Source organism: Corynebacterium variabile (assembly GCF_006539825.1).
Classification (GTDB): Bacteria; Actinomycetota; Actinomycetes; order Mycobacteriales; family Mycobacteriaceae; genus Corynebacterium; species Corynebacterium variabile.
This window is the reverse complement of record NZ_BJNT01000005.1, coordinates 15447-33641: the sequence shown is the minus strand read 5'-3', so window position 1 is coordinate 33641 and position 18195 is coordinate 15447. Positions and strand designations below refer to the sequence as shown.

Annotated in this window: 18 protein-coding genes; 9 read left to right on the top strand and 9 right to left on the bottom strand. The window is 68.6% G+C overall.

All coding sequences use genetic code 11. The features are described 5' to 3' along the window. The 3 genes from CVA01_RS03425 to CVA01_RS03415 are packed head-to-tail and all read right to left on the bottom strand — an operon-like array spanning position 1 to position 2590. Positions 1–1032 (bottom strand): ABC transporter substrate-binding protein, encoded by a 1032-nt coding sequence (locus CVA01_RS03425; protein WP_141328657.1) that lies wholly within the window; start codon positions 1030–1032, stop codon positions 1–3. Next, positions 1029–1805, bottom strand: coding sequence for an ABC transporter permease (locus CVA01_RS03420; RefSeq protein ID WP_041629758.1), 777 nt, complete (start codon positions 1803–1805; stop codon positions 1029–1031). The genes CVA01_RS03425 and CVA01_RS03420 overlap by 4 nt, the downstream gene beginning before the upstream one ends. Further along, a complete protein-coding gene (locus tag CVA01_RS03415; RefSeq protein ID WP_170209694.1) occupies positions 1802–2590 on the bottom strand; it encodes an ABC transporter ATP-binding protein in 789 nt (262 codons plus the stop codon). The genes CVA01_RS03420 and CVA01_RS03415 overlap by 4 nt, the downstream gene beginning before the upstream one ends. A 123-nt stretch (positions 2591–2713) precedes the next feature. On the opposite strand from CVA01_RS03415, the gene CVA01_RS03410 reads away from it, so the two are divergent. After that, positions 2714–3205, top strand: a complete 492-nt coding sequence (locus CVA01_RS03410) for a GNAT family N-acetyltransferase (RefSeq protein WP_082796513.1) — start codon at positions 2714–2716, stop codon at positions 3203–3205. Between the two features lie 11 nt (positions 3206–3216). Here CVA01_RS03410 and CVA01_RS03405 read toward each other — a convergent pair whose 3' ends face one another. Continuing rightward, positions 3217–4116, bottom strand: coding sequence for a hypothetical protein (locus CVA01_RS03405; RefSeq protein WP_073884406.1), 900 nt, complete (start codon positions 4114–4116; stop codon positions 3217–3219). 75 nt (positions 4117–4191) lie between these two features. On the opposite strand from CVA01_RS03405, the gene CVA01_RS03400 reads away from it, so the two are divergent. Together CVA01_RS03400 and CVA01_RS03395 are read left to right on the top strand one after the other, a co-directional pair. Continuing rightward, positions 4192–5478, top strand: a complete 1287-nt coding sequence (locus CVA01_RS03400) for an adenylosuccinate synthase (protein WP_014008946.1) — start codon at positions 4192–4194, stop codon at positions 5476–5478. Beyond that, the gene (locus tag CVA01_RS03395; RefSeq protein ID WP_141328655.1) at positions 5462–5842 is read left to right on the top strand and encodes an MGMT family protein; all 381 of its coding nucleotides are present in this window, start codon (positions 5462–5464) and stop codon (positions 5840–5842) included. The genes CVA01_RS03400 and CVA01_RS03395 overlap by 17 nt, the downstream gene beginning before the upstream one ends. Before the next feature lie 155 nt (positions 5843–5997). Here the strand turns inward: CVA01_RS03395 and CVA01_RS03390 are convergent, their stop codons facing one another. Next, a complete protein-coding gene (locus CVA01_RS03390) occupies positions 5998–6555 on the bottom strand; it encodes an Abi family protein (RefSeq protein ID WP_170209681.1) in 558 nt (185 codons plus the stop codon). Positions 6556–6902: 347 nt separating this feature from the next. Between CVA01_RS03390 and CVA01_RS03385 the strand changes: the two genes are divergently transcribed. Genes CVA01_RS03385 through CVA01_RS03360 form a run of 6 tightly spaced genes read left to right on the top strand, consistent with a single transcriptional unit; the run spans position 6903 to position 14200 of the window. Then, on the top strand, positions 6903–7742 hold the full coding sequence (locus CVA01_RS03385) for a hypothetical protein (protein ID WP_141328651.1): 840 nt from the start codon (positions 6903–6905) through the stop codon (positions 7740–7742). Positions 7743–7747: 5 nt separating this feature from the next. Then, entirely contained in the window at positions 7748–8197 is a 450-nt protein-coding gene (locus CVA01_RS03380; protein WP_141328649.1) for a PH domain-containing protein, read from the top strand. Next, positions 8194–9591, top strand: coding sequence for a PH domain-containing protein (locus CVA01_RS03375; protein ID WP_244938120.1), 1398 nt, complete (start codon positions 8194–8196; stop codon positions 9589–9591). Before CVA01_RS03380 ends, CVA01_RS03375 begins: the two co-directional genes overlap by 4 nt. Positions 9592–9621: 30 nt before the next feature. After that, the gene (locus CVA01_RS03370; protein WP_141328647.1) at positions 9622–11484 is read left to right on the top strand and encodes a hypothetical protein; all 1863 of its coding nucleotides are present in this window, start codon (positions 9622–9624) and stop codon (positions 11482–11484) included. Continuing rightward, positions 11477–12484 carry a nucleoside hydrolase gene (locus tag CVA01_RS03365; RefSeq protein ID WP_141328645.1) on the top strand — a complete coding sequence of 336 codons (1008 nt, stop codon included), beginning with the start codon at positions 11477–11479 and terminating at the stop codon, positions 12482–12484. Before CVA01_RS03370 ends, CVA01_RS03365 begins: the two co-directional genes overlap by 8 nt. A 48-nt stretch (positions 12485–12532) precedes the next feature. Beyond that, positions 12533–14200, top strand: coding sequence for an AMP-binding protein (locus tag CVA01_RS03360; RefSeq protein ID WP_373862657.1), 1668 nt, complete (start codon positions 12533–12535; stop codon positions 14198–14200). Positions 14201–14209: 9 nt separating this feature from the next. On the opposite strand, the gene CVA01_RS03355 is transcribed toward CVA01_RS03360, so the two are convergent. The 4 genes from CVA01_RS03355 to CVA01_RS03340 form a co-directional block, all read right to left on the bottom strand. Continuing rightward, the gene (locus CVA01_RS03355; protein ID WP_141328641.1) at positions 14210–15046 is read right to left on the bottom strand and encodes a hypothetical protein; all 837 of its coding nucleotides are present in this window, start codon (positions 15044–15046) and stop codon (positions 14210–14212) included. Between the two features lie 91 nt (positions 15047–15137). After that, complete coding sequence (locus CVA01_RS03350) at positions 15138–16172, bottom strand: phosphotransferase family protein (RefSeq protein ID WP_141328639.1); 1035 nt, start codon at positions 16170–16172, stop codon at positions 15138–15140. A 10-nt stretch (positions 16173–16182) separates the two neighbouring features. Then, positions 16183–17391, bottom strand: coding sequence for an acyl-CoA dehydrogenase family protein (locus tag CVA01_RS03345; protein WP_141328637.1), 1209 nt, complete (start codon positions 17389–17391; stop codon positions 16183–16185). An 8-nt stretch (positions 17392–17399) separates the two neighbouring features. Then, positions 17400–18194 carry an SDR family oxidoreductase gene (locus CVA01_RS03340; protein ID WP_141328635.1) on the bottom strand — a complete coding sequence of 265 codons (795 nt, stop codon included), beginning with the start codon at positions 18192–18194 and terminating at the stop codon, positions 17400–17402. Position 18195: the final 1 nt, after the last annotated feature.

Below are 18195 nucleotides of genomic sequence, written 5' to 3'. Positions count from 1 at the left end.
CTACGCCGGCAGGTAGTCGTTCGTCGTGGCCGTCGTGGCCGTCGTGGCCGTCGCGCCGTCGATTCGCCCGTCGAGCAGCCCGTTGTCCCGCATCCAGTCGGCATACTCCGCCCAGTCGGCGGGGTCCTGGACACCGAAGAGCGGCGCAGTTCCGTCCTTCCGCAGTACCGCGACCGTGGCGTCCACCATCTTCGTCAGGGTGTCCGGGTCATAGGCGCCCTTCGTTTCCGGAGTCATCGCGTCTACCGCAGTATCCGGGTCGGCCAGAGCGGCGTCCTGCCCCTCGGCGGTACCGGCGAGGAAGCCACGGACGCGGTCGGCGTAGGCGGCGTCCTCCTTCAGGCGGGTGGGGTTGGCGATGATGACCAGCTCGGCGTTGTCCGGCATACCCAGCTCCTCGGGGGAGAGGACCGTGATGTCGGTCTTCTCCGCCAGCTCCACACCCTCGATGTTCGGGTAGGCGCCGGCGATGGCGTCCACCTGGTCACTGAGCAGTGCCTGGTTGAGGTTCTGCTGCACATTCGGCATCTCGATGCTGTCCGGATCGATGCCCGCGGTCCGTGCGATGTAGTCCATCGACGCCTGCTGGGACGGGGTGCCGGACCCGGCGACAGTCTTCCCTGCCAGGTCCTTCGCGGTGCGGATGCCGGAGTCGGATTTCGTGATGATCGAGTTCAACGGGGTGGGGATCAGCGCGCCGACGCTGACCACGTCCAGCCCCTGGGAGGCGGCGAGGATCGTGTCCGTCTCGTAGCTGACGGCCACGTCCGCCTGGCCGAGGGAGACGAGCTTGGCGGCGTCCGCGGTGTTGCCCGGCAGGATGAACTCCGGGTCCACGCCGTGATCCTCGTAGGCGCCGGTGTGGTCGGCGGTGTAGAGCGCGAGGTGGTCGGGGTTCGGGTTCCAGTCCAGCAGGACGCTGAGCTGGTCGGCGTCCGTGCTGCTGTCTGCGTCCGAGGAGCAGGAGGCGAGGGAGACGGTGGTGGCCGCGACGAGGGTGGCGGCGGCGCAGGCGAGGATACGGTTCTTCATGATTCCTTCCGGTGCTGCCGTGGTGCGTTCCAGGGGCAGCAGAGGCGTTCGAGGGCGGTGACGGTGAGCAGCAGGGCTGCGGACATGACCGTGAGGACGATGACGAGGGCGAAGACGAAGTCCGTCTGAAGCCGGGGGACGGCCTGCAGCAGCAGGTATCCGAGGCCGTCGGTGGAGCCGGTGTACTCGGAGAAGACGGCGGCGACCGGGGCGTAGGTGGCGGTGATCCGCAGCCCGGCGAAGGCCGACGGCAGGGCGGAGGGGAAACGGACCCGCCAGAACAGGGCGGAGCGGGAGGCGTGGAGACTGCGCATGGTGTCGATGAGGACCGGGTCGGCCGAGCGGATCCCGGACAGCAGGTTCATCGCCACCGGGAAGAAGCAGGCCAGGGCGACGACCAGTACCTTCGGTGCCATGCCGTAGCCCAGGGCGATGGTGAACACCGGGCCGATGACGATCGTCGGGATTGACTGGGACGCCACGAGCAGCGGGGAGAAGGCGTTGCCCACCACCGGCAGTAGTCCGGCGGCGACACCGATGAGCAGTGCCGCAGCGATACCCAGCGCCATACCGGCCAGGGTCTCGGCCAAGGTCACCCAGGTCGCAGGTCCAAGGCGGTCGGACCAGTTGTCACCGAGTGCGGCGAACACGGATCCGGGGGAGGGCAGGATGTAGTCCTCGGTGCGTCCGCCGGTGGTGGCGAACACCCATGCGGCAGCGATGAGGACCACCGTGACCAGTGGCGGGAGGACCTGCTGTCGGAGACGCGTCATGCCACGGCCTCCCCGTAGCCACCCAGGCAGCGGAGGATCTCCGCACGTGCGGCGGCGAAGTCCGGGTCGGCGAGGATCTCCGACCGGGGACGCCCGGCGCGCCGGGAGAACCAGCCTGGCCAGTCTCCGGCGACGGCCCCGTCGGCCAGGAGTATCACCCGGTCGGCGAGCAGCAGCGCCTCATCGACATCGTGGGTGACCATGACGAGGGTGGCGCCGGTGCCGGTGAGCAACTCAGACAGCCAGTCCTGGATCTCGCCGCGGGTGATGGCGTCCAGGGCACCGAGCGGTTCATCGGCGAGCAGCACCGGTTTGTCGGCCAGCAGCGCCCGGGCCAGGGCGGCGCGCTGACGCATACCGCCGGACAGTTCGGACGGTCGGGACGTGGCCCAGTCGCCGAGACCGCAGCGCTCCAGCATCGCAGTGGCGCGACCCCGTGCCACACGCCGGGACACGCCCCGGTTGCGCAGCGGCACGGCGACATTGTCACGGACCGAGAACCACGGCAACATGCTGTCGCCCTGGGGCATCAGTGCGCAGTGGGAGAGACGGGCGGTGGGGTCGGTGTCCCCCAGGACACTGATCTCGCCCGCGGTCGGGGCGAGGAGACCACCGATGAGGTGGAGCAGGGTGGATTTCCCGCAGCCGGAGCGGCCGATGACGGCGAGATGTTCTCCGGTTGGGACGGTGAGGTGCACGTCGGTGAGGACGGCAGGGCTCTTCGGGTAGGCGAGGTCGACATGGTCGACCGTCACCGCCACGGCAGGTGGCGTGGGCACAGACATTCCTCCGCTCATGTGAATGAGGTCAGGTTCGGCGGGTGTGATCTCAGCCCCGGGTCCTGTTGCCCGGGACACCCCGTGTCGGTTGGTTGTCGGATATTCAGTTGCGTCGGTCATCATAGACAGATGGACCGCCCGACCGACACCGTAACCATGAAACCCTGGACCGACCTCACCCCGGAGGAGGTCTACGCGATCGCCCGGCTGCGCACCGAGGTCTTCCTCCGCGAGCAGCAGTGTGATGACGAGGAACTCGACGGACGCGACCTCGAACCGACCACCGAGCACTGGTGGACCGGGGTGGAGGGTGACGCGGCCCCTACCGCCCCCACCACCTACCTGCGCGTCCTGCGCAACGAGGACGCCGAGATCATCGACGGTCTTCCGACCGCGCACCTGGTCATCGGCCGCGTGGTGACGGACCCGGAGCACCGGGGCCGGGGGCTGGCGTCCCGCCTGCTGGCAGCGGTGATCGAGCGGCATGGGAATGAACCGATGATGCTGCACGCCCAGTTCCATGCGCGGCAGCTGTACGTCAACGTCGGCTTCGCCCCGGTCGGCGAGATCTTCGACGAGGCCGGCATCGACCACATCACCATGGTCCGTCCGGCGGACTGAGCCGGGCTGAGCTACCGCCGGACGAACTGGCCGTCGCGCAGGTGCCGGTAGAAGGTCACTGAACTCACCGGCCGCGGATGGGCCACCCCGTCGCGCACCACGGTGAGCTTCTCTCCACCGGCCTGCAGGGCACGACCGGTGAGCACCGTGTCCGGGTCCACACCGCCGGGCTGCGCCGTCCCGCCGAGCAGCCCGAACAGCCGCTTCTTCGGCGGATGCTGTGCCGCCACCGAGTCCTGCGTCGAGGGTGTGGTCAGCGGCGTGGCGGCCAGACCGGGCGCACCGGTCGTCGGGACGAAACGTGCTCCGTAGGGTCCCGGCCGACCGTTCCACCTGACCGACGAATCATTGAGGAACAGGGTCTCCGAGTCCACGATCACCTCACCGACCATCGTAGATCCGGCATGGAAGATCTCCGCGCAGCCGAGGGTGACGGTGCCGGTATCGTCCCGGATCAGGGCAGTGGGCTGCGCCGCGCCGGTCAGCGCCGTGTCGAGCGCCGCGGCGCCCGGCAACTGCCCGGCGTCCAACCCCCACACCGTCGCGATGGAGGACGTCGCGTCCGTCGGCACGAATCCCACCGAGATCCACAGGGCGTCGATCCGCATGAGCCGGGTGACCACGGCCGCGAGCGCGGCGTCCGACCCGACGACCACGACCCGTACCGGCTCATCCGGCTCCTGGGGAGCGCTGACCGGGGACGCCTGGTGCGGCACATCGGGCTGTGCGGCGATCTCGTCGAGCGAGGGGGTGGAATCCGCCGGCAGGTAGGTCGCGGCCAGTTCGTCGAGGAGTTTGAGTTCCTTCCGGCCGGGGACCCCGGAGAGCGTCACCGGGTCCGGGACGGTGTCATGCACCGCGTCCTGAAGGGAAGGAGGAAGGACGCCACACGCCAGAACCACTGTTGCCATGGCGTATACCTTAGCGGCAGGCTAGACTGTTTCTTTGGTCAAATACGCTGAACCGTCGAGGAGCGACGAACAACAATGACAGCAATCATCGTGGTGGGTGCCCAGTGGGGGGACGAGGGCAAGGGTAAGGCGACCGACATCCTCGGCGGCAAGGTCGACTACGTCGTCAAGCCCAACGGCGGCAACAACGCCGGCCACACCGTCGTCGTCGGCGGCGAGAAGTACGAACTCAAGCTGCTGCCGGCCGGCGTCCTCAGTGAGAACGCCACCCCGGTCATCGGCAACGGCTGCGTCGTCAACCTCGAGGCCCTGTTCGAGGAGATCGACGGCCTCGAGGCCCGCGGTGCGAACGCCTCCCGCCTGAAGGTCAGTGCGAACGCCCAGCTCGTCGCCCCGTACCACCAGGTGCTCGACAAGGTCACCGAGCGGTTCCTCGGCAAGCGGGCCATCGGCACCACCGGTCGCGGCATCGGCCCGACCTACGCCGACAAGGTCTCCCGCATCGGCATCCGCGCCCAGGATCTCCTCGATGAGTCGATCCTGCGGCAGAAGGTCACCGGCGCGCTGAACCAGAAGAACCAGATGCTGGTGAAGCTGTACAACCGCAAGGCGATCGACCCCGAGGAGATCGTCCAGTACTTCATGGGCTTCGCCGAGCGCCTCACCCCGATGCTCATCGACGCCGAGCGGGTGCTCAACCAGGCCCTCGACGAGGGAAAGTCGGTGCTCATGGAGGGCGGCCAGGCCACCATGCTCGACGTGGACCACGGCACCTACCCCTTCGTCACCTCCTCGAACCCGACCGCCGGCGGCGCCTGCGTGGGTTCGGGTATCGGCCCGACGAAGATCACAAGCTCCCTGGGCATCATCAAGGCGTACACGACCCGCGTCGGCGCCGGCCCGTTCCCCACCGAGCTCTTCGACAAGTGGGGCGAGTACCTGCAGACCACCGGTGGCGAGGTCGGCGTGAACACCGGCCGCAAACGCCGCTGCGGTTGGTATGACTCGGTCATCGCCCGTTACGCCTCCCGCGTCAACGGCTTCACCGACCTCTTCCTCACCAAGCTCGACGTGCTCACCGGTATCGGTGAGATCCCGATCTGCGTGGCCTACGACGTCGACGGTCAGCGCTTCGACGAGATGCCGATGAGCCAGTCCGACTTCCACCACGCCGTGCCGGTCTACGAGACCATGCCCGCCTGGGACGAGGACATCTCCGGCTGCCGCACCTTCGAGGAGCTGCCGGAGAAGGCGCGCGACTACATCCTGCGTCTCGAGGAGCTGTCCGGCTGCCGGATCTCCTACATCGGTGTGGGCCCGGGCCGCGACGAGACCATCGTCCGGCATGACGTGCTTGCCTGATTCTCCACTGGAGGAGCAGGTCGGGGCCGTCCTCGCAGTCATCGCGGACGGTGAGGTCACCGGTTACGGAGAGATCGCCCGCGCGCTCGGGATACCCCGCGGCGCCCGTGCGGTCGCCCGGGTCATGGCGTCCGGCGGCTGGGGATGGGACGCCGCCTGCCCGGTGATTCCGGTCGGCAGGACGCGGGGACGCGCCGGACACCGGTGCTTCATCGTCCCGGAGATGGGAGAGGGGACTGATTCACGCTCTGCGGCGTTGGCGCGCCGGGCGGTGTCGTTCACGATGGACGGGGAGAACATCCTGATCCCCACCTCGCAGTGCCTCGACGCCGGGGAGCTGATGGAGCGGCTGGCGGAGCCCTGAGCTTTCGACGTGTCGGATACCGCCCCTCGGCGCGCAGGACTATCGACAAAAGGCAGGTCATCGTATCCGTACATTGATCAGGGGAGTGATATCCGACATCGTCGGTGGCGGAGACCTCGGATAAGCGCACCGTGCGGACGGGTTCGGGCATTACCTCAGTCGAGGATCAGCGGTTCGTGGTGGGCGACCCGGTTGCGGAACAGGTGGGTCTTCCTCACCTGTTCATGGACCCATGACCCGGTGAGTTTTCCGGCCGCACCGTGCTCTGCGGTAGCCACCAGCTGACCGCCGGGGAAAGCGGCGAGGAGCAGTTTCCGGTCCCGGATCTCGTCGTGTCTGGCAAGGTCGCGCGGTTCAGGTAGTCCGGTGCCGCCGCCGGAATCGAGGATGGAGACCCACAGGCCGAACATGCAGGTGGAGATCAGTCGACCTCTGATGGTTCCACTGTGTTCCGTAGGCTGACGGAATCCGGCCGGGAATCTCGCCCAGGTGTCGCAGAGTTGCCGGGTGGTGCGGGCGCCCCGGTTCATGCGGCTGCTGGCGAACCACATTGCACCGGATCTGTCTGACAGGGCGCGGTCGATCGCATTTCGGATGGCGATCTCCAGGATGGAGATATCCTGGAAGAATGCTGCGGCGAGTCGGCGGTCCCGATCGTAGAGTGCGATGGCCTGCAGCTCGTCGTAGAAGGCTCCGGTGAAAAAGTGCTTCATGCGCTGCTCTGACACGAATTTCAGCGATGCGGACGTCATGTTGTCTCCGGTATGTCCCGGGCCGCTGTCACGTTGACATCGACTGATGTGTGACCTGGGTACCATTCTCCCCGCATACAGACGTCCCGTTCAGCGGTGCATGTCGTGGGGGATCGGCTTTTGTGGGGGACCGGCGGAGGCCGTGGGTGGTAGGAGGGAGAGAACCCTGAGTCCACATCACCCCTACTGTGACACCCCCGGAGGTTTGAACCACCCGTGAGTGCTGTCACACCCTAGGATGGTCGGGTACCCCAACATATTTCGTCTTACGTCCGCCCGCCCCTACAGCTTCCTCAGGAGGGCCACCAGTGAGCTTCGGCTTCCTCTTCTTCGTCCCCACGACCGACACCGGAACCCCGGACGGTTACCTGCCGGACAATGCCCTGCTCACACTGGCGAACGAGCACATGAACAGTCTGGTGGCCGAAGACAACGCGACCACCATGGATTCCGCCCTCTCCGGCACCGGCAGCTTCGACAGCTGGGACGCGGCCGCAGCCAACGCCCCGGCCCCGATCATCGACCTCGCCGACTGGATCAACCACCACGCCGACCTCGGTGCACACGACCCGAACCTTCCTCCGGCGTTCCGTTTCCTGTCGATCTCCGAATTCCCGGTGACACCCACCTGCGGCGTCCTCCATGTCGGCGTGCCGTTCTCCACCGGGGACGAGACCGGACGTCAGATCCAGATCAAGGCTGCGGACCTGGGAATCTGCATGGTCGACGACATGGAGCAGGTGTGGGTCAATCCCACCGGCGGCGATTCCGGGCTGCGGATGCGTGATTCGCTGGACACTGTCACCACCCACGTCGACCGGGCGAGCATCCTGGCGGTGCTGGGGGAGGACGTCGACCGACGGCGCCGCGCCGACAACGGCATCCCTTTCGTCGTCGTCGAGGTCCACGGGGATGACTCGACGTCCCCGGTGCCCGGCGTCCGCTATGTCCAGGCCGCGTTGACCGGTGCCGGCTGGATCGTGGAGTACCGCACCTCGAACCGGCACTTCCGGCTCGACCAGGAGGTCCTGGACGACGAGAACGCGCTGGGCTACATCTCCCAGGTCCTCGGCCAGTACTCCGCCGGCGAAGACGGAGGATTCTTCGACCACCGCTGGGAGGACGTCTCCGCCGAGCTCATCGTATGACCGACATGACCCCGGTGAGCCGGGGCTACCTGCCTGCCCAGATGCTCAGCATCCTGCCGTGGACGCTGATTCCGCTGACCGCCTGCGTCATCCTCGCTGTTGTCGTCGATCCGGGATTCTGGGCCGGTGCGGCTGTTCTCGGCGTCCTTCTGGTGTGGCAGCTGTGGCTGCTGCCGGCCCAGGCGCGCAACCGCCGTTGGGCGGAGACCACCGATGAACTGCTCATCACGCGTGGACGCCTGTGGCGCACGATCACCGTCGTGCCCTACGGACGGATCCAGTATGTCGATGTCACCGCCGGTCCGGTGGAGCGGCTGTTCGGGGTGAAGAGGGTGAAGCTGCACACCGCGTCCTCCACCAGTGATTCCGAGGTGGTGGGGTTGGACGCCGCAACCGCGGACGCCCTGCGCGACCGCCTCGCCGTCGCCGCCCGGGAGAGGATGAGCGGCCTGTGAGCGACGGGGGGTGGCAGCGCGTCCATCCGCTGAGCCCGCTGCTGCGGATGTGGGCGGCCCTCGTCGGCGTCGCCGCGGTGATCCTGTTCCAGCAGGCCGAGACGCTGCGCTGGGCGTGGGACCGGATCGAGGACTCCCCGTTGCCGGGTGTCGTCGTCATCCCCGCGGCGCTCGTCGTGCTGGTCGTCGTCTTCATGCTTGGCTGGCTGCTGTCCTGGCCGTGGTGGCGGGCGACCCGGTGGCGGGTCGGTGAGGAGGAGATCTCGGTGCGCCGGGGCGTGCTGTCGACGCAGCTGCGCACCGCCCGGTTCGACCGGGTGCAGGCCGTGGACCTGGTGGAACCGCTCGCACCCCGGCTGTTCCGGCTGGCCGGAGTGAAGGTCGAGACCGCCGGTGGCGCGGACAGTGCGGTGAGTGTGGAGTATCTGCCGCGCGTCCAGGCCGAGCAGCTGCGGGACACCCTGCTGGGCAGGGTGCGCAGGCGGCCGGACGTGCCCGCACCCGACGAGCCCCGACCAGATGCAGACCAGGGCACCGTGGTCGTCCCGGAGATCCCGGTCACCCGGTCGATCGTCGCTGCCGCGCTGACCGGCCCGACCGCGGCGACCGTGCTGGCCGTCCTGGTCTCGGTCGCCACGCCCGCCGGGCTGGCACTGCTCCTGCCTGCGGTCGCCGGCCTGGGCCCGTGGATCTGGGGACTACTCAACCGCAGCTGGCGGTTCACCGCCACCTCTGACAATCACCTGCTGGGCATCACCTTCGGCTTCAGTGAACGGCGTCGGCAGACGGTTCCGCTGGACCGGATCCATGCTGCCCAGATCTCCCAGCCGCTGCTGTGGCGGATGCTGGACTGGTGGAAGGTCGACGTGGACATCGCCGGATACGGCGAGCCCGGGAAGGACGGGGCGACCACCGCTGTCCTCCCGGTGGGCCCGCTGGACCAGGCACTCGCCCTGGCCGCTCACCTGGGGCCGGTGGACCGCGGAGAGGTCGAGGCTCTGATGCGTCCTGACGGAGTACCCGACGGGGCCGGCTCCACCGGGGGAGTCCGGGTCTACCGCAGCCCGGCGTCCGCCCGGTGGGTCTCCCCGCTCGACCGGACGCGCCAGGGCGTGATCCTCGTCGGTGGGGACGGAGATGCATCCACGGACAGAGCCCTGGTCTGTCACCGCGGCCGGTGGCGCCGGTCGGTCTCCGTCATCGACCCCGTGCACGTCCAGGAGCTCAGCCACCGGCGGGGCCCGCTGCGGCGGATGCTGGGGCTGTCGACGGTACGGTTCGACCTGGTGCCAGGGCCGGTGCGGATGGTCGGCCGGGACCTGCCTGCCGAGGAGGCGGTGGAGCTGCTCACCCGGCTGCGGCAGCGCGCGTTGCCGACCGGGCGGTCCCGGTGACCGACCCGGGGTTTTGTTAGCGTTGGCGGCATGGCCATCGGATTCCTGCTCATCGCCCCGTCCGCCGTCGGCGTCGGTTACCGGCCGCCGGAACTCGTGCGGACCGCGGTCGGCGTCCCGGACGAGCAGGAGCAGCAGGATCTCGTCGAACTGGCCGGTGAGATCCAGCAGATTCCCGGTGTCCTCGGCTTCTTCGACCACTCCTCCCCGACAGACGCGGGCGTCCTCATCGAGGATGATGACAGCACCGCGGAGACCGTGGCAGCACTGGTCGTCCTGGCGGTGGCGAACCGTCTCTGCCTCGTCGGTTACGACATCGCCGGCGGAACGGTCGGCGATGTGCTGGTCAACGCCACCGGCGGGCCGACCGACTGCCGGATGCGGACCTCGCAGGACGCCGTGACCCTGCACGTCAGCCGCCAGAGCATCACTGACGCGCTCGGCGCGGACATCGCCGCGAACGAGGGGCCCGACGGGCGCCCGTTCATCGTCATCGAACCGGTGGACCCGGCGTTGTCCCCGGTGCCCGGGGTGGTGTTCGTCCAGGCGGCCCGTACCCCGGGAGGACGCTGGATCATCGAACACCGGTCCGGTGACCGCATCATGGCGTTGGAGTACCCGGTCGTGTCCGTGGAGTACCTCATCGACGTGCTGTCCCTGTTCATCAACGGTGACGGCGAGGAGTTCCTCGACCTGGAGTGGGAGGAGACGGACGTCACCGTGGACGCGCTCGACGGCACCGCCCCCACCACCGCACCGACGCAGCCCCAGCCGGTGACCTTCCTCTTCTTCCGCGCCGAGGACTTCGATGACGCCCCCGGGGAGTTCCGTACCGCCCGGGACTTCGCCGCTGCGGCGGGGGAGTTCGCCGACATCGCCTCCGGCGCACCCCGCGATGCCGAGGCCCCGGCGACCCCGGCGACCCCGCAGGTCCTCGATGACCTCGCGGCGTGGATGAACCGGCGTGCCCTGCAGGCCGCCGAGGATCCGGAGAACCCGCCGTCCCACCTCTACATGGACCTTGACCCGTACCCGGTGCGTCCGCGAGGGGCGATCCTCAAGGTCACTGTGCCGTTGGCCGCGGAGATCCACGACGACACCTTCGCCGACCTCATCCTGCACGCCGCGACCACGGGAGTGTGCATGCTCGAGGAGAACGGGCGGGTGTGGGTCAACGCCAGCGGTCTGGCACCCGGTGCGCCCCCGACACTGTGCCGGTTCAGTGTCCGCGGCGGCGGACTGGTCGCCTCGGCGACACCGGAGTCGCTCCGGGCGACACTCGAGTCCGCGGTCATCGCCGGCACCGAGGGATTCGTGCTGTCGGTGGAGCCCACCGGGCGCGGCGTCCCCGCACCGGTCGACGGGGTGCGGGAGGTCCAGGTCGGCATCGGTGACCACCGCTGGATCGTCCACCGGCTCGCCGAGGGCGAACGACTTTCCCTGGTCGATCCGGGCAGCACCGTGGAGGACATCGTGGACCTGCTCACCGGCTTCATGGCCGGGGACGCCACGGTTCTGCTCGACCGCGAGTGGGAGGACATCTCCGAGGGCACCGTGCCGGACGAGACGACCCGCTGGCAGCTCTCCGATTCGGTGGGCAATGTCTTCAACGTCGGTGAGGTGGAGGTGCATGTCGCGGTGCCGATGAACTACGCCCCGGACCTGGACTGGTTCCAGGTCGCCGACCAGGTGGTGCTCGGCGACTACATCACCGCCGACCGGCACCTGGGCACCCGCTGGTCGGTGATGTGGGGTCACGGGTACGGCGAGGAGCAGTACTACCGGCGGATCGTCGATTCCCGGGAGGACGCCGAGTCCCTCATCCACGCGTGGATCGACGAGTCCGAGCAGGACTTCCTCGCCCGCGGCTGGGATCTCGTCGACAATGACTAGTCTCGTCGCGGACGTCGACACCGGGATCGACGACGCGCTCGCCCTGCTGTGGTTGGCGTCGCTGCACCGGCGCGGCGTCCTCGATCTGCACGTCACGACGGTCGCGGGGAACACGACGGCTGCCACCGCCGCCCGGAACTCCGCCGAGGTGCTGCGGCTGGCCGGCACCCCGGAGGTGCCGGTGACCGTCGGCGCGTCCCGGCCGCGGGTGCTGCCGTTGACGACGACGCCCGAGACCCACGGGCCGGAGGGACTGGGGTACCACATTCCGGCTGCTCCGGTGGTGGAAGAGGAAGGCAGCGCCGCACAGGCCGTGGCGGCGTGGGAGGCGGCGTCCCCGGAGAAGATCCTCGTCATCGGGCCGGCGACCAACCTCGCGTGGGCGGTGGAGCATGCCCCGCATCTGCTGCGGGACACGCAGGTGACGCTGATGTGCGGGGCGTTCCTCTATCCGGGCAACACCACCCCGACCGCGGAGTGGAACGCCTGGTCGGACCCGCATGCCCTGGCGTACTGCCTGGACAACTGGCCGCAGGACGCCCCGACGCCCGTGATCTGTCCGCTCAACGTCACCGAGCGGGTGCTGCTGACCCCGTCGGAACTGCGGGAATGGGTCTCCATCGCGTCTCCGGAGGTCGGGGTCCTGCTCGATGAGGTGCTCCGGTTCTACATGGAGTTCCACGAGTCGGTGGGGGTCGGCTACGTCGCGCAGATCCACGACCTGGCGGCGGCGACCGTGCTGTGCGGTGCGGTCGACGCGGAGCTGCAGGACGCCACGGTGCGGGTGGAGGCGGAGTCTGACCTGCTGCGCGGCACCACGGTGGCGGACTGGCCCGGCGGGACGGCGCAGGGGGAGGGGCGCACCGGCGAGAACGGCGAGGTCGGCGAGGTCGGCCCGTACTGGGCACGCCCGGCGAATGCGAGGATCCTCACCGCACTCGATACGGCGGAGGTCTTCGCCTGCTTCCGGGATGCGCTGGGGGCGCCGGCAGACCGGTAATCGGGAGATCGTTGCCCTCGGAAGCAAGTGGGCCTATATTGGCGTGAAATGAACAGTGATTCAGCTCACGTCAGAACAGGAGTCTCCGTGTCCACCACACCCAGCCGTTTCCCCGAGATCGTCATTCCCGACGAGACCATCTACCAGACTCTCTTCGGGTCGCTCACCGAGGACCAGCGCGCCCGCCCGGCGATCACCGACAGCGCCACCGGTCAGGAAGTCTCCTACGGGGAACTGCAGGACATGGTGGACGCCACCGCCGGAGCACTGGCCGCCCGCGGCGTCGGGAAGGGGTCGGTCGTGGGGCTCCACGCGCCGAACAGCCTCGCCTTCGCCGTCGCCTTCCACGGCATCATGCGCGCCGGGGGAACGGTCACCACTCTCGGTTCGCTGCTCATACCCTCCGATATCGACAAGCAGCTGCAGCAGGCCGGTGCGTCCCACCTGCTCACCATGAAGGCCCTGGGGGACGCCGGGATCACCGGTGCCGCGTCCGCCGGTCTCCCCGCGGAATCCGTTATCGTCCTCGACGATCCCGAGGCCGGCCAGGCGTCCCTCATCGCCGAGGGTCGTCCGGCACCGGAGGTCGATCTCGACCCCGCCACGGACATTGCCGTGATCCCTTTCTCCTCGGGCACCACCGGCATGGCCAAGGGTGTGAAGCTCAGCCACCGCAACCTGGTCGCGAACATGTACCAGATCGGCGTCACCCTCGAGGTCTCCGGGGTCGACCACGACTGGACCATGCTTGCGGTGCTCCCGTTCTTCCACATCTACGGGATGAACTCGCTGCTCAACGCCTCGCTGCTCCACCGGATGCACCTGGTGACCATGCCGACCTTCGATCTGGTGAAGTTCCTGGCGGCCATCGAGAAGTACCGGGTGGACCTGACCTACATCGCCCCGCCGATCGCCGTCGCCCTGGCGAAGCACCCGGTGGTCGCCGAGTACGATCTCTCCAGCATGAAGCACATGGTCTCCGGTGCGGCCGCACTCGACGGTGATCTCGCGGACTCCGTGTCCGGACGTATCGGGTCCACTGTCGCGCAGGGCTACGGCATGACGGAGACCTCGCCCGTGACCCACTGTGCGGTTCTCGGTGAGACCCCGGCGGCGTCCATCGGGCACCCCGTGTCCAATACCGAGGCGAAGGTCGTCGACGTCTCCGATGATTCCCTGCCCGAGATCACCGCCCCGGATAGTGACGACCCGGAGGCGCGCTCGAAGTCCGGTGAGTTGTGGATCCGTGGACCGCAGGTCATGGTCGGTTACCTGGACAACGAGGAGGCCACCGCGCGGACCATCACCCCCGAGGGATGGCTGCGGACCGGCGACATCGTGGACCTCGACCGCGACGGCAACGTCTACGTCGTCGACCGGATGAAGGAACTCATCAAGTACAAGGGCTACCAGGTGGCCCCGGCAGAGCTCGAGGCCCTGCTGCTCTCCCACCCGGATATCGCCGACGCCGGTGTCGTCGGTGTCCTGCGGGAGTCCGACGGTGAGGAGGTCCCCCGGGCCTTCATCGTCCCGCAGGTGCGCGAGGGGTCACCGGTGAAGGTCGACGCCGAGGAACTCATGGGCTGGGTCGCCGAGCAGGTGACCCCGTACAAGAAGATCCGCTACGTCGACATCGTCGAGGCGATCCCGAAGTCCAACACCGGAAAGATCCTGCGCAAGGACCTCAAGGCGGTCCCGCTGCAGGTGACCGCCTAGAGAAGGGGGCTAGAGAAGCCCCAGCTCCCGGGCGGCGTCCCGGGCCTCGTTCTCGTCGTTGAACTCGATGATTTCGACGGAGACCGAGGAATCGGAGTCCAGGTAGAACAGGGTGGGACCGCTGGACTCCACGTCGGAGATGCCGACGGTCACGGAACCGCTCTGGTCGAAGACGGTGCCGGAGGCGCCGGGGACGTCGCCGTTGAGGGCGTCCTGGAGGTAGATGATGCGGGCGTCCTCGGCGAGGATGTCCACCTGCTGGCCGGAGAGCGGGGCGGGGCCGTCGAGGTAGCAGCTGGTGCCGTCTACTTCGCTCTGCTCCGAGGACTCGACATCGTTCATGTTGAAGCTGGTGTCGAAGCACTCGGTGAGGTACTCCTCGACGGAGGCCGGCACGATACCGCTCCACTGCGACGGCAGGCTCCCGTCACCACCCGTGCCGGACGAATCATCCGATCCGTACGGGTCGTCCGTGCTGTCCGAACCACCGGTGTCCCCGAGGGAATCGTCGAGCGGTGCGGAACTGGTGCTGTTGTCCGGGGCGGTGTCGTTGTCGTCGTCATCGTCGCCACGCAGCGCGAAAATGGCGACCACGGCGATGATGATCACGATGACCAGGGCGCCGACGATGATCGCGACGAGCTTCCCGCTGCCGCCGTTGCCGCCGCCTGACTGACCAGGCTGGCCCGGCTGGCCCGGTGCGCCGTACATCGGCGCCTGCCCCGGCTGACCCGGCTGGCCGTACAGCGGTGGCTGCGAACCGTAGGGATTCTGGTTCCAGCCACCCGAGTTCGGGTTCCAGTTTCCGGGGTTCTGCGGGGGCTGGTTCTGGTTCGGGTCGGTCATCACGGACTCCTGAGACGTCTGAGGACTTCCCGCCAGTGTAACCCCGCCCACTATCCCCGGGTGAACCTTCGATGAACTGGCACCGTGCCGGTCAGAGTCCGGTGGCGTCGGCGATGCGGGTCGCCCGCTCGATAAGGTCGTCCGCCACCGCGGCTGTCGGCGCGCCGGAGGTCGCCTCGTTCTCGGGCGTGTCCCGGACCCGACGCAGGACGCCCTCGATGATGATCGCGACCTTCCAGAGCCCCAGGACATGCCAGTAGTTCAGGGCATCCCGGGAGCGTCCGGTCTTCTCCAGGTACCGGTCGGCCAACTCGTCCGCGGTGGGGAATCCCTCGGCGAGTGCGGCGTCGAACCCGGGGAGGTTCGGGCCGTCCGCCGACGGCCAGTAGGCCAGCAGGGAACCGATGTCCGCCATCGGGTCGCCCAGGGTGGTGAGCTCCCAGTCGACGACGGCATTGACCGTCCCGGTGGACTCGTCGACGATGATGTTCCCCAGGTGCAGGTCACCGTGGACCAGGACGGTCTCGGACTGCTCCGGCACCGCGGCACGCAGTCGCCCGGTGAGCGCCTCCAGGGCCGGTGCCTCCCGGGTCTTCGTCTGGTCCCACTGGCCTGCCCAGCGGCGCAGCTGCCGCGGCGCATAGGGCTTGTGGGAGGCCAGCGAGGTCAGGCCGGTCTCCTCGAGGTCGACCCGGTGCACGGCGGTCATGGCGTCCACCAGGCCGAGGGCTGCGGCGCGGCGGGCGTCCGGGCTCAACAGGGACGCGGACTTCGGCGAGTTCAGTGAGGTGCCGTCCACCACGGACATGGCGATGACCGGAACCTCCTCGGCGGTCGTGGTCGCCCCGTAGATGGTCGGAACCGGCACGTCCGTGTCCGCGAGCGAGGCCATGATCCTGCCCTCCCGCAGGACGTCGTGGGCCGAGGCGGCGAGGTGTCCCAGCGGGGGACGCCGCACGACGACGGAGTTCCCGATGTCATCGGTGGCGAGGTAGGTGAGATTCGACTGGCCGGCACCGATCCGGGTGAGTTCCACCGGGCCGGTGATCCCGCTGTCGGGCAGGGAGGTCAGCCAGTCGGTGAGGGCGACGGTGTCGAAGGGGGAGGCGGTGCTCTTCGCGGTCATGGCGTCCTTCCTACCGGTACTTGCGCAGTTCCGCCCGCGCGATGGTCATGAGGTGCACTTCGTCGGGACCGTCGGCGAAACGTAGGGTGCGCAGCCCGGCGTACATGCCGGCCAGCGGGGTGTCGTTGGTGACGCCCTCTCCACCGTGGACCTGGATCGCCTTGTCGACGATCTCGAGGGCGATCCGTGGGGCGAGCACCTTGATCGCGGCGATCTCCTGGCGGGCGGCCTTGTTGCCGACGGTGTCCATCATCCACGCGGCCTTCAACGTCAGCAGTCGGGCGGACTCGATACTGATCCGGGCCTCGGCGATCCAGTCGCGGATGTTGTCGCGCTCGGAGAGCTTCTTGCCGAAGGTGGTGCGGGACTCGGCACGGCGGCACAGCAGTTCCAGGGCACGCTCGGCGATGCCGATCGAGCGCATGCAGTGGTGGATACGGCCCGGTCCGAGGCGGTCCTGGGAGATACGGAAGCCCATGCCCTCGCCGCCGAGGATGTCCTTGTCGGGGACGAAGACGTCCTCGAAGAGGATCTCGGCGTGGCCCTCGCGGTCGTGGTAGCCGAAGACAGGGAGGTTGCGCACGATGGTCACCCCCTCGGCGTCCGCGGGGACGGCGAGCATGGACTGCTGCAGGTGCCGCTCCGCGTCCGGGCTGGTCTTGCCCATGACGATGAGGACGCCGAGGTTGGGGTGCATGGCGTTGGAGCTGAACCACTTGCGGCCGTTGAGCAGGTAGCCGCCGTCGACGCGGGTGAAGCCCATGGAGATATTCGTGGCGTCGGAGGACGCGACTTCCGGCTCGGTCATGCAGAAGGCGGAGCGGATCTCGCCGCGCAGCAGCGGCTCGAGGTACTTCTTCCGGTGCTCCTCGGTGCCGTAGAGCTCGAGGACCTCCATGTTGCCGGTGTCCGGGGCGTTGCAGTTGCAGGCCTCGGGGGCGATCTCGATGCTGCGTCCCATGATCTCGGCGAGCGGGGCGTACTCGGCGTTGGTCAGCGCGGGGACGCCGTCGCCCTCGTGCGGGTGGAAGAGGTTCCACAGGCCACGCTTCTTCGCCTCCTCCTTGAGCTCGCCGAGGACGGCGGGGAAGTGGTGCGGGTCGCCGGAGGCCTCGATCTGCTCGTGGTAGGTCGCCTCGGCGGGGTAGACGCACTCGTCCATGAAGGCCGTGAGCCGTTTCTGGTAGTCGATACTGCGCTCGGTGTTGCTGAAGTCCATGGTGGTGCCTACTTTCCGGAGATGCTGGAGGTGCCGACGAGCTGCCCGCCGTCGACGACGAGGTTGGTGCCGGTGATCCAGGAGGAGCTGGGGGCGGCGAGGAAGGCCACGGCGTCGGCGATGTCGGCGGGCTCACCGATCCGGCCGAGCGGGGAGGTGGCGGCGGCCGCGTCCTCGTGGTCCTTCCACAGGGCCTCGGACAGGCGGGTGCGGACCACGCCGGGGGCGACCGAGTTCACCCGGGCGCGGGGGCCGAGCTCGCGGGCGAGCTGCTTCGTGAGGTGGAGCAGGGCGGCCTTGGAGGAGTTGTAGATGCCGATGCCGTCCTCCATGGTCAGTGCGCCGATGGAGGCGATGTTGACGATCGATCCGGTGGTTTCTGCGCCGAGTCCGGCGTCGAGGGCGGCGCGGATCCAGACCAGGGGAGAGGTGGAGTTGATCTCGAAGACCTTGGCGACCAGCGCGGGGTCCTGGTCGGCGACGGGGCCGTAGGCGGGGTTCGTCCCGGCGTTGTTGACGAGGATGTCGAGGCGTCCGGTGGCCTCGACGGCGGCGGCGCAGACTGCGGCGGCGGCTTCCGGGTGGGCGACGTGGCCGGCGAGTCCGGTGACGGTGCCGGCTCCGGTGGTGTCGGCGAGGTCGGCGGTGATCTGTGCGGCGGCCTCCTCGGCGGCTTCCGCCATACGCGAGGTGAGGAAGACGTTCGCGCCGGACGCGGCGAGGAGGTGGGCGGTGGCGTAGCCGATGCCGCGAGAGCCGCCGGTGACGACGGCGGTGCGGTCGGTGAAATCGTAGGTGGTCATG

What these genes read in the sequence shown, in the direction of transcription:
- CVA01_RS03425 (WP_141328657.1), bottom strand. Translation starts at nt 1,032, where the DNA reads ATGAAGAACCGTATCCTCGCCTGCGCCGCCGCCACCCTCGTCGCGGCC.
- CVA01_RS03420 (WP_041629758.1), bottom strand. Translation starts at nt 1,805, where the DNA reads ATGACGCGTCTCCGACAGCAGGTCCTCCCGCCACTGGTCACGGTGGTC.
- CVA01_RS03415 (WP_170209694.1), bottom strand. Translation starts at nt 2,590, where the DNA reads ATGTCTGTGCCCACGCCACCTGCCGTGGCGGTGACGGTCGACCATGTC.
- CVA01_RS03410 (WP_082796513.1), top strand. Translation starts at nt 2,714, where the DNA reads ATGGACCGCCCGACCGACACCGTAACCATGAAACCCTGGACCGACCTC.
- CVA01_RS03405 (WP_073884406.1), bottom strand. Translation starts at nt 4,116, where the DNA reads ATGGCAACAGTGGTTCTGGCGTGTGGCGTCCTTCCTCCTTCCCTTCAG.
- CVA01_RS03400 (WP_014008946.1), top strand. Translation starts at nt 4,192, where the DNA reads ATGACAGCAATCATCGTGGTGGGTGCCCAGTGGGGGGACGAGGGCAAG.
- CVA01_RS03395 (WP_141328655.1), top strand. Translation starts at nt 5,462, where the DNA reads ATGACGTGCTTGCCTGATTCTCCACTGGAGGAGCAGGTCGGGGCCGTC.
- CVA01_RS03390 (WP_170209681.1), bottom strand. Translation starts at nt 6,555, where the DNA reads ATGAAGCACTTTTTCACCGGAGCCTTCTACGACGAGCTGCAGGCCATC.
- CVA01_RS03380 (WP_141328649.1), top strand. Translation starts at nt 7,748, where the DNA reads ATGACCCCGGTGAGCCGGGGCTACCTGCCTGCCCAGATGCTCAGCATC.
- CVA01_RS03370 (WP_141328647.1), top strand. Translation starts at nt 9,622, where the DNA reads ATGGCCATCGGATTCCTGCTCATCGCCCCGTCCGCCGTCGGCGTCGGT.
- CVA01_RS03365 (WP_141328645.1), top strand. Translation starts at nt 11,477, where the DNA reads ATGACTAGTCTCGTCGCGGACGTCGACACCGGGATCGACGACGCGCTC.
- CVA01_RS03360 (WP_373862657.1), top strand. Translation starts at nt 12,533, where the DNA reads ATGAACAGTGATTCAGCTCACGTCAGAACAGGAGTCTCCGTGTCCACC.
- CVA01_RS03355 (WP_141328641.1), bottom strand. Translation starts at nt 15,046, where the DNA reads ATGACCGACCCGAACCAGAACCAGCCCCCGCAGAACCCCGGAAACTGG.
- CVA01_RS03350 (WP_141328639.1), bottom strand. Translation starts at nt 16,172, where the DNA reads ATGACCGCGAAGAGCACCGCCTCCCCCTTCGACACCGTCGCCCTCACC.
- CVA01_RS03345 (WP_141328637.1), bottom strand. Translation starts at nt 17,391, where the DNA reads ATGGACTTCAGCAACACCGAGCGCAGTATCGACTACCAGAAACGGCTC.
- CVA01_RS03340 (WP_141328635.1), bottom strand. Translation starts at nt 18,194, where the DNA reads ATGACCACCTACGATTTCACCGACCGCACCGCCGTCGTCACCGGCGGC.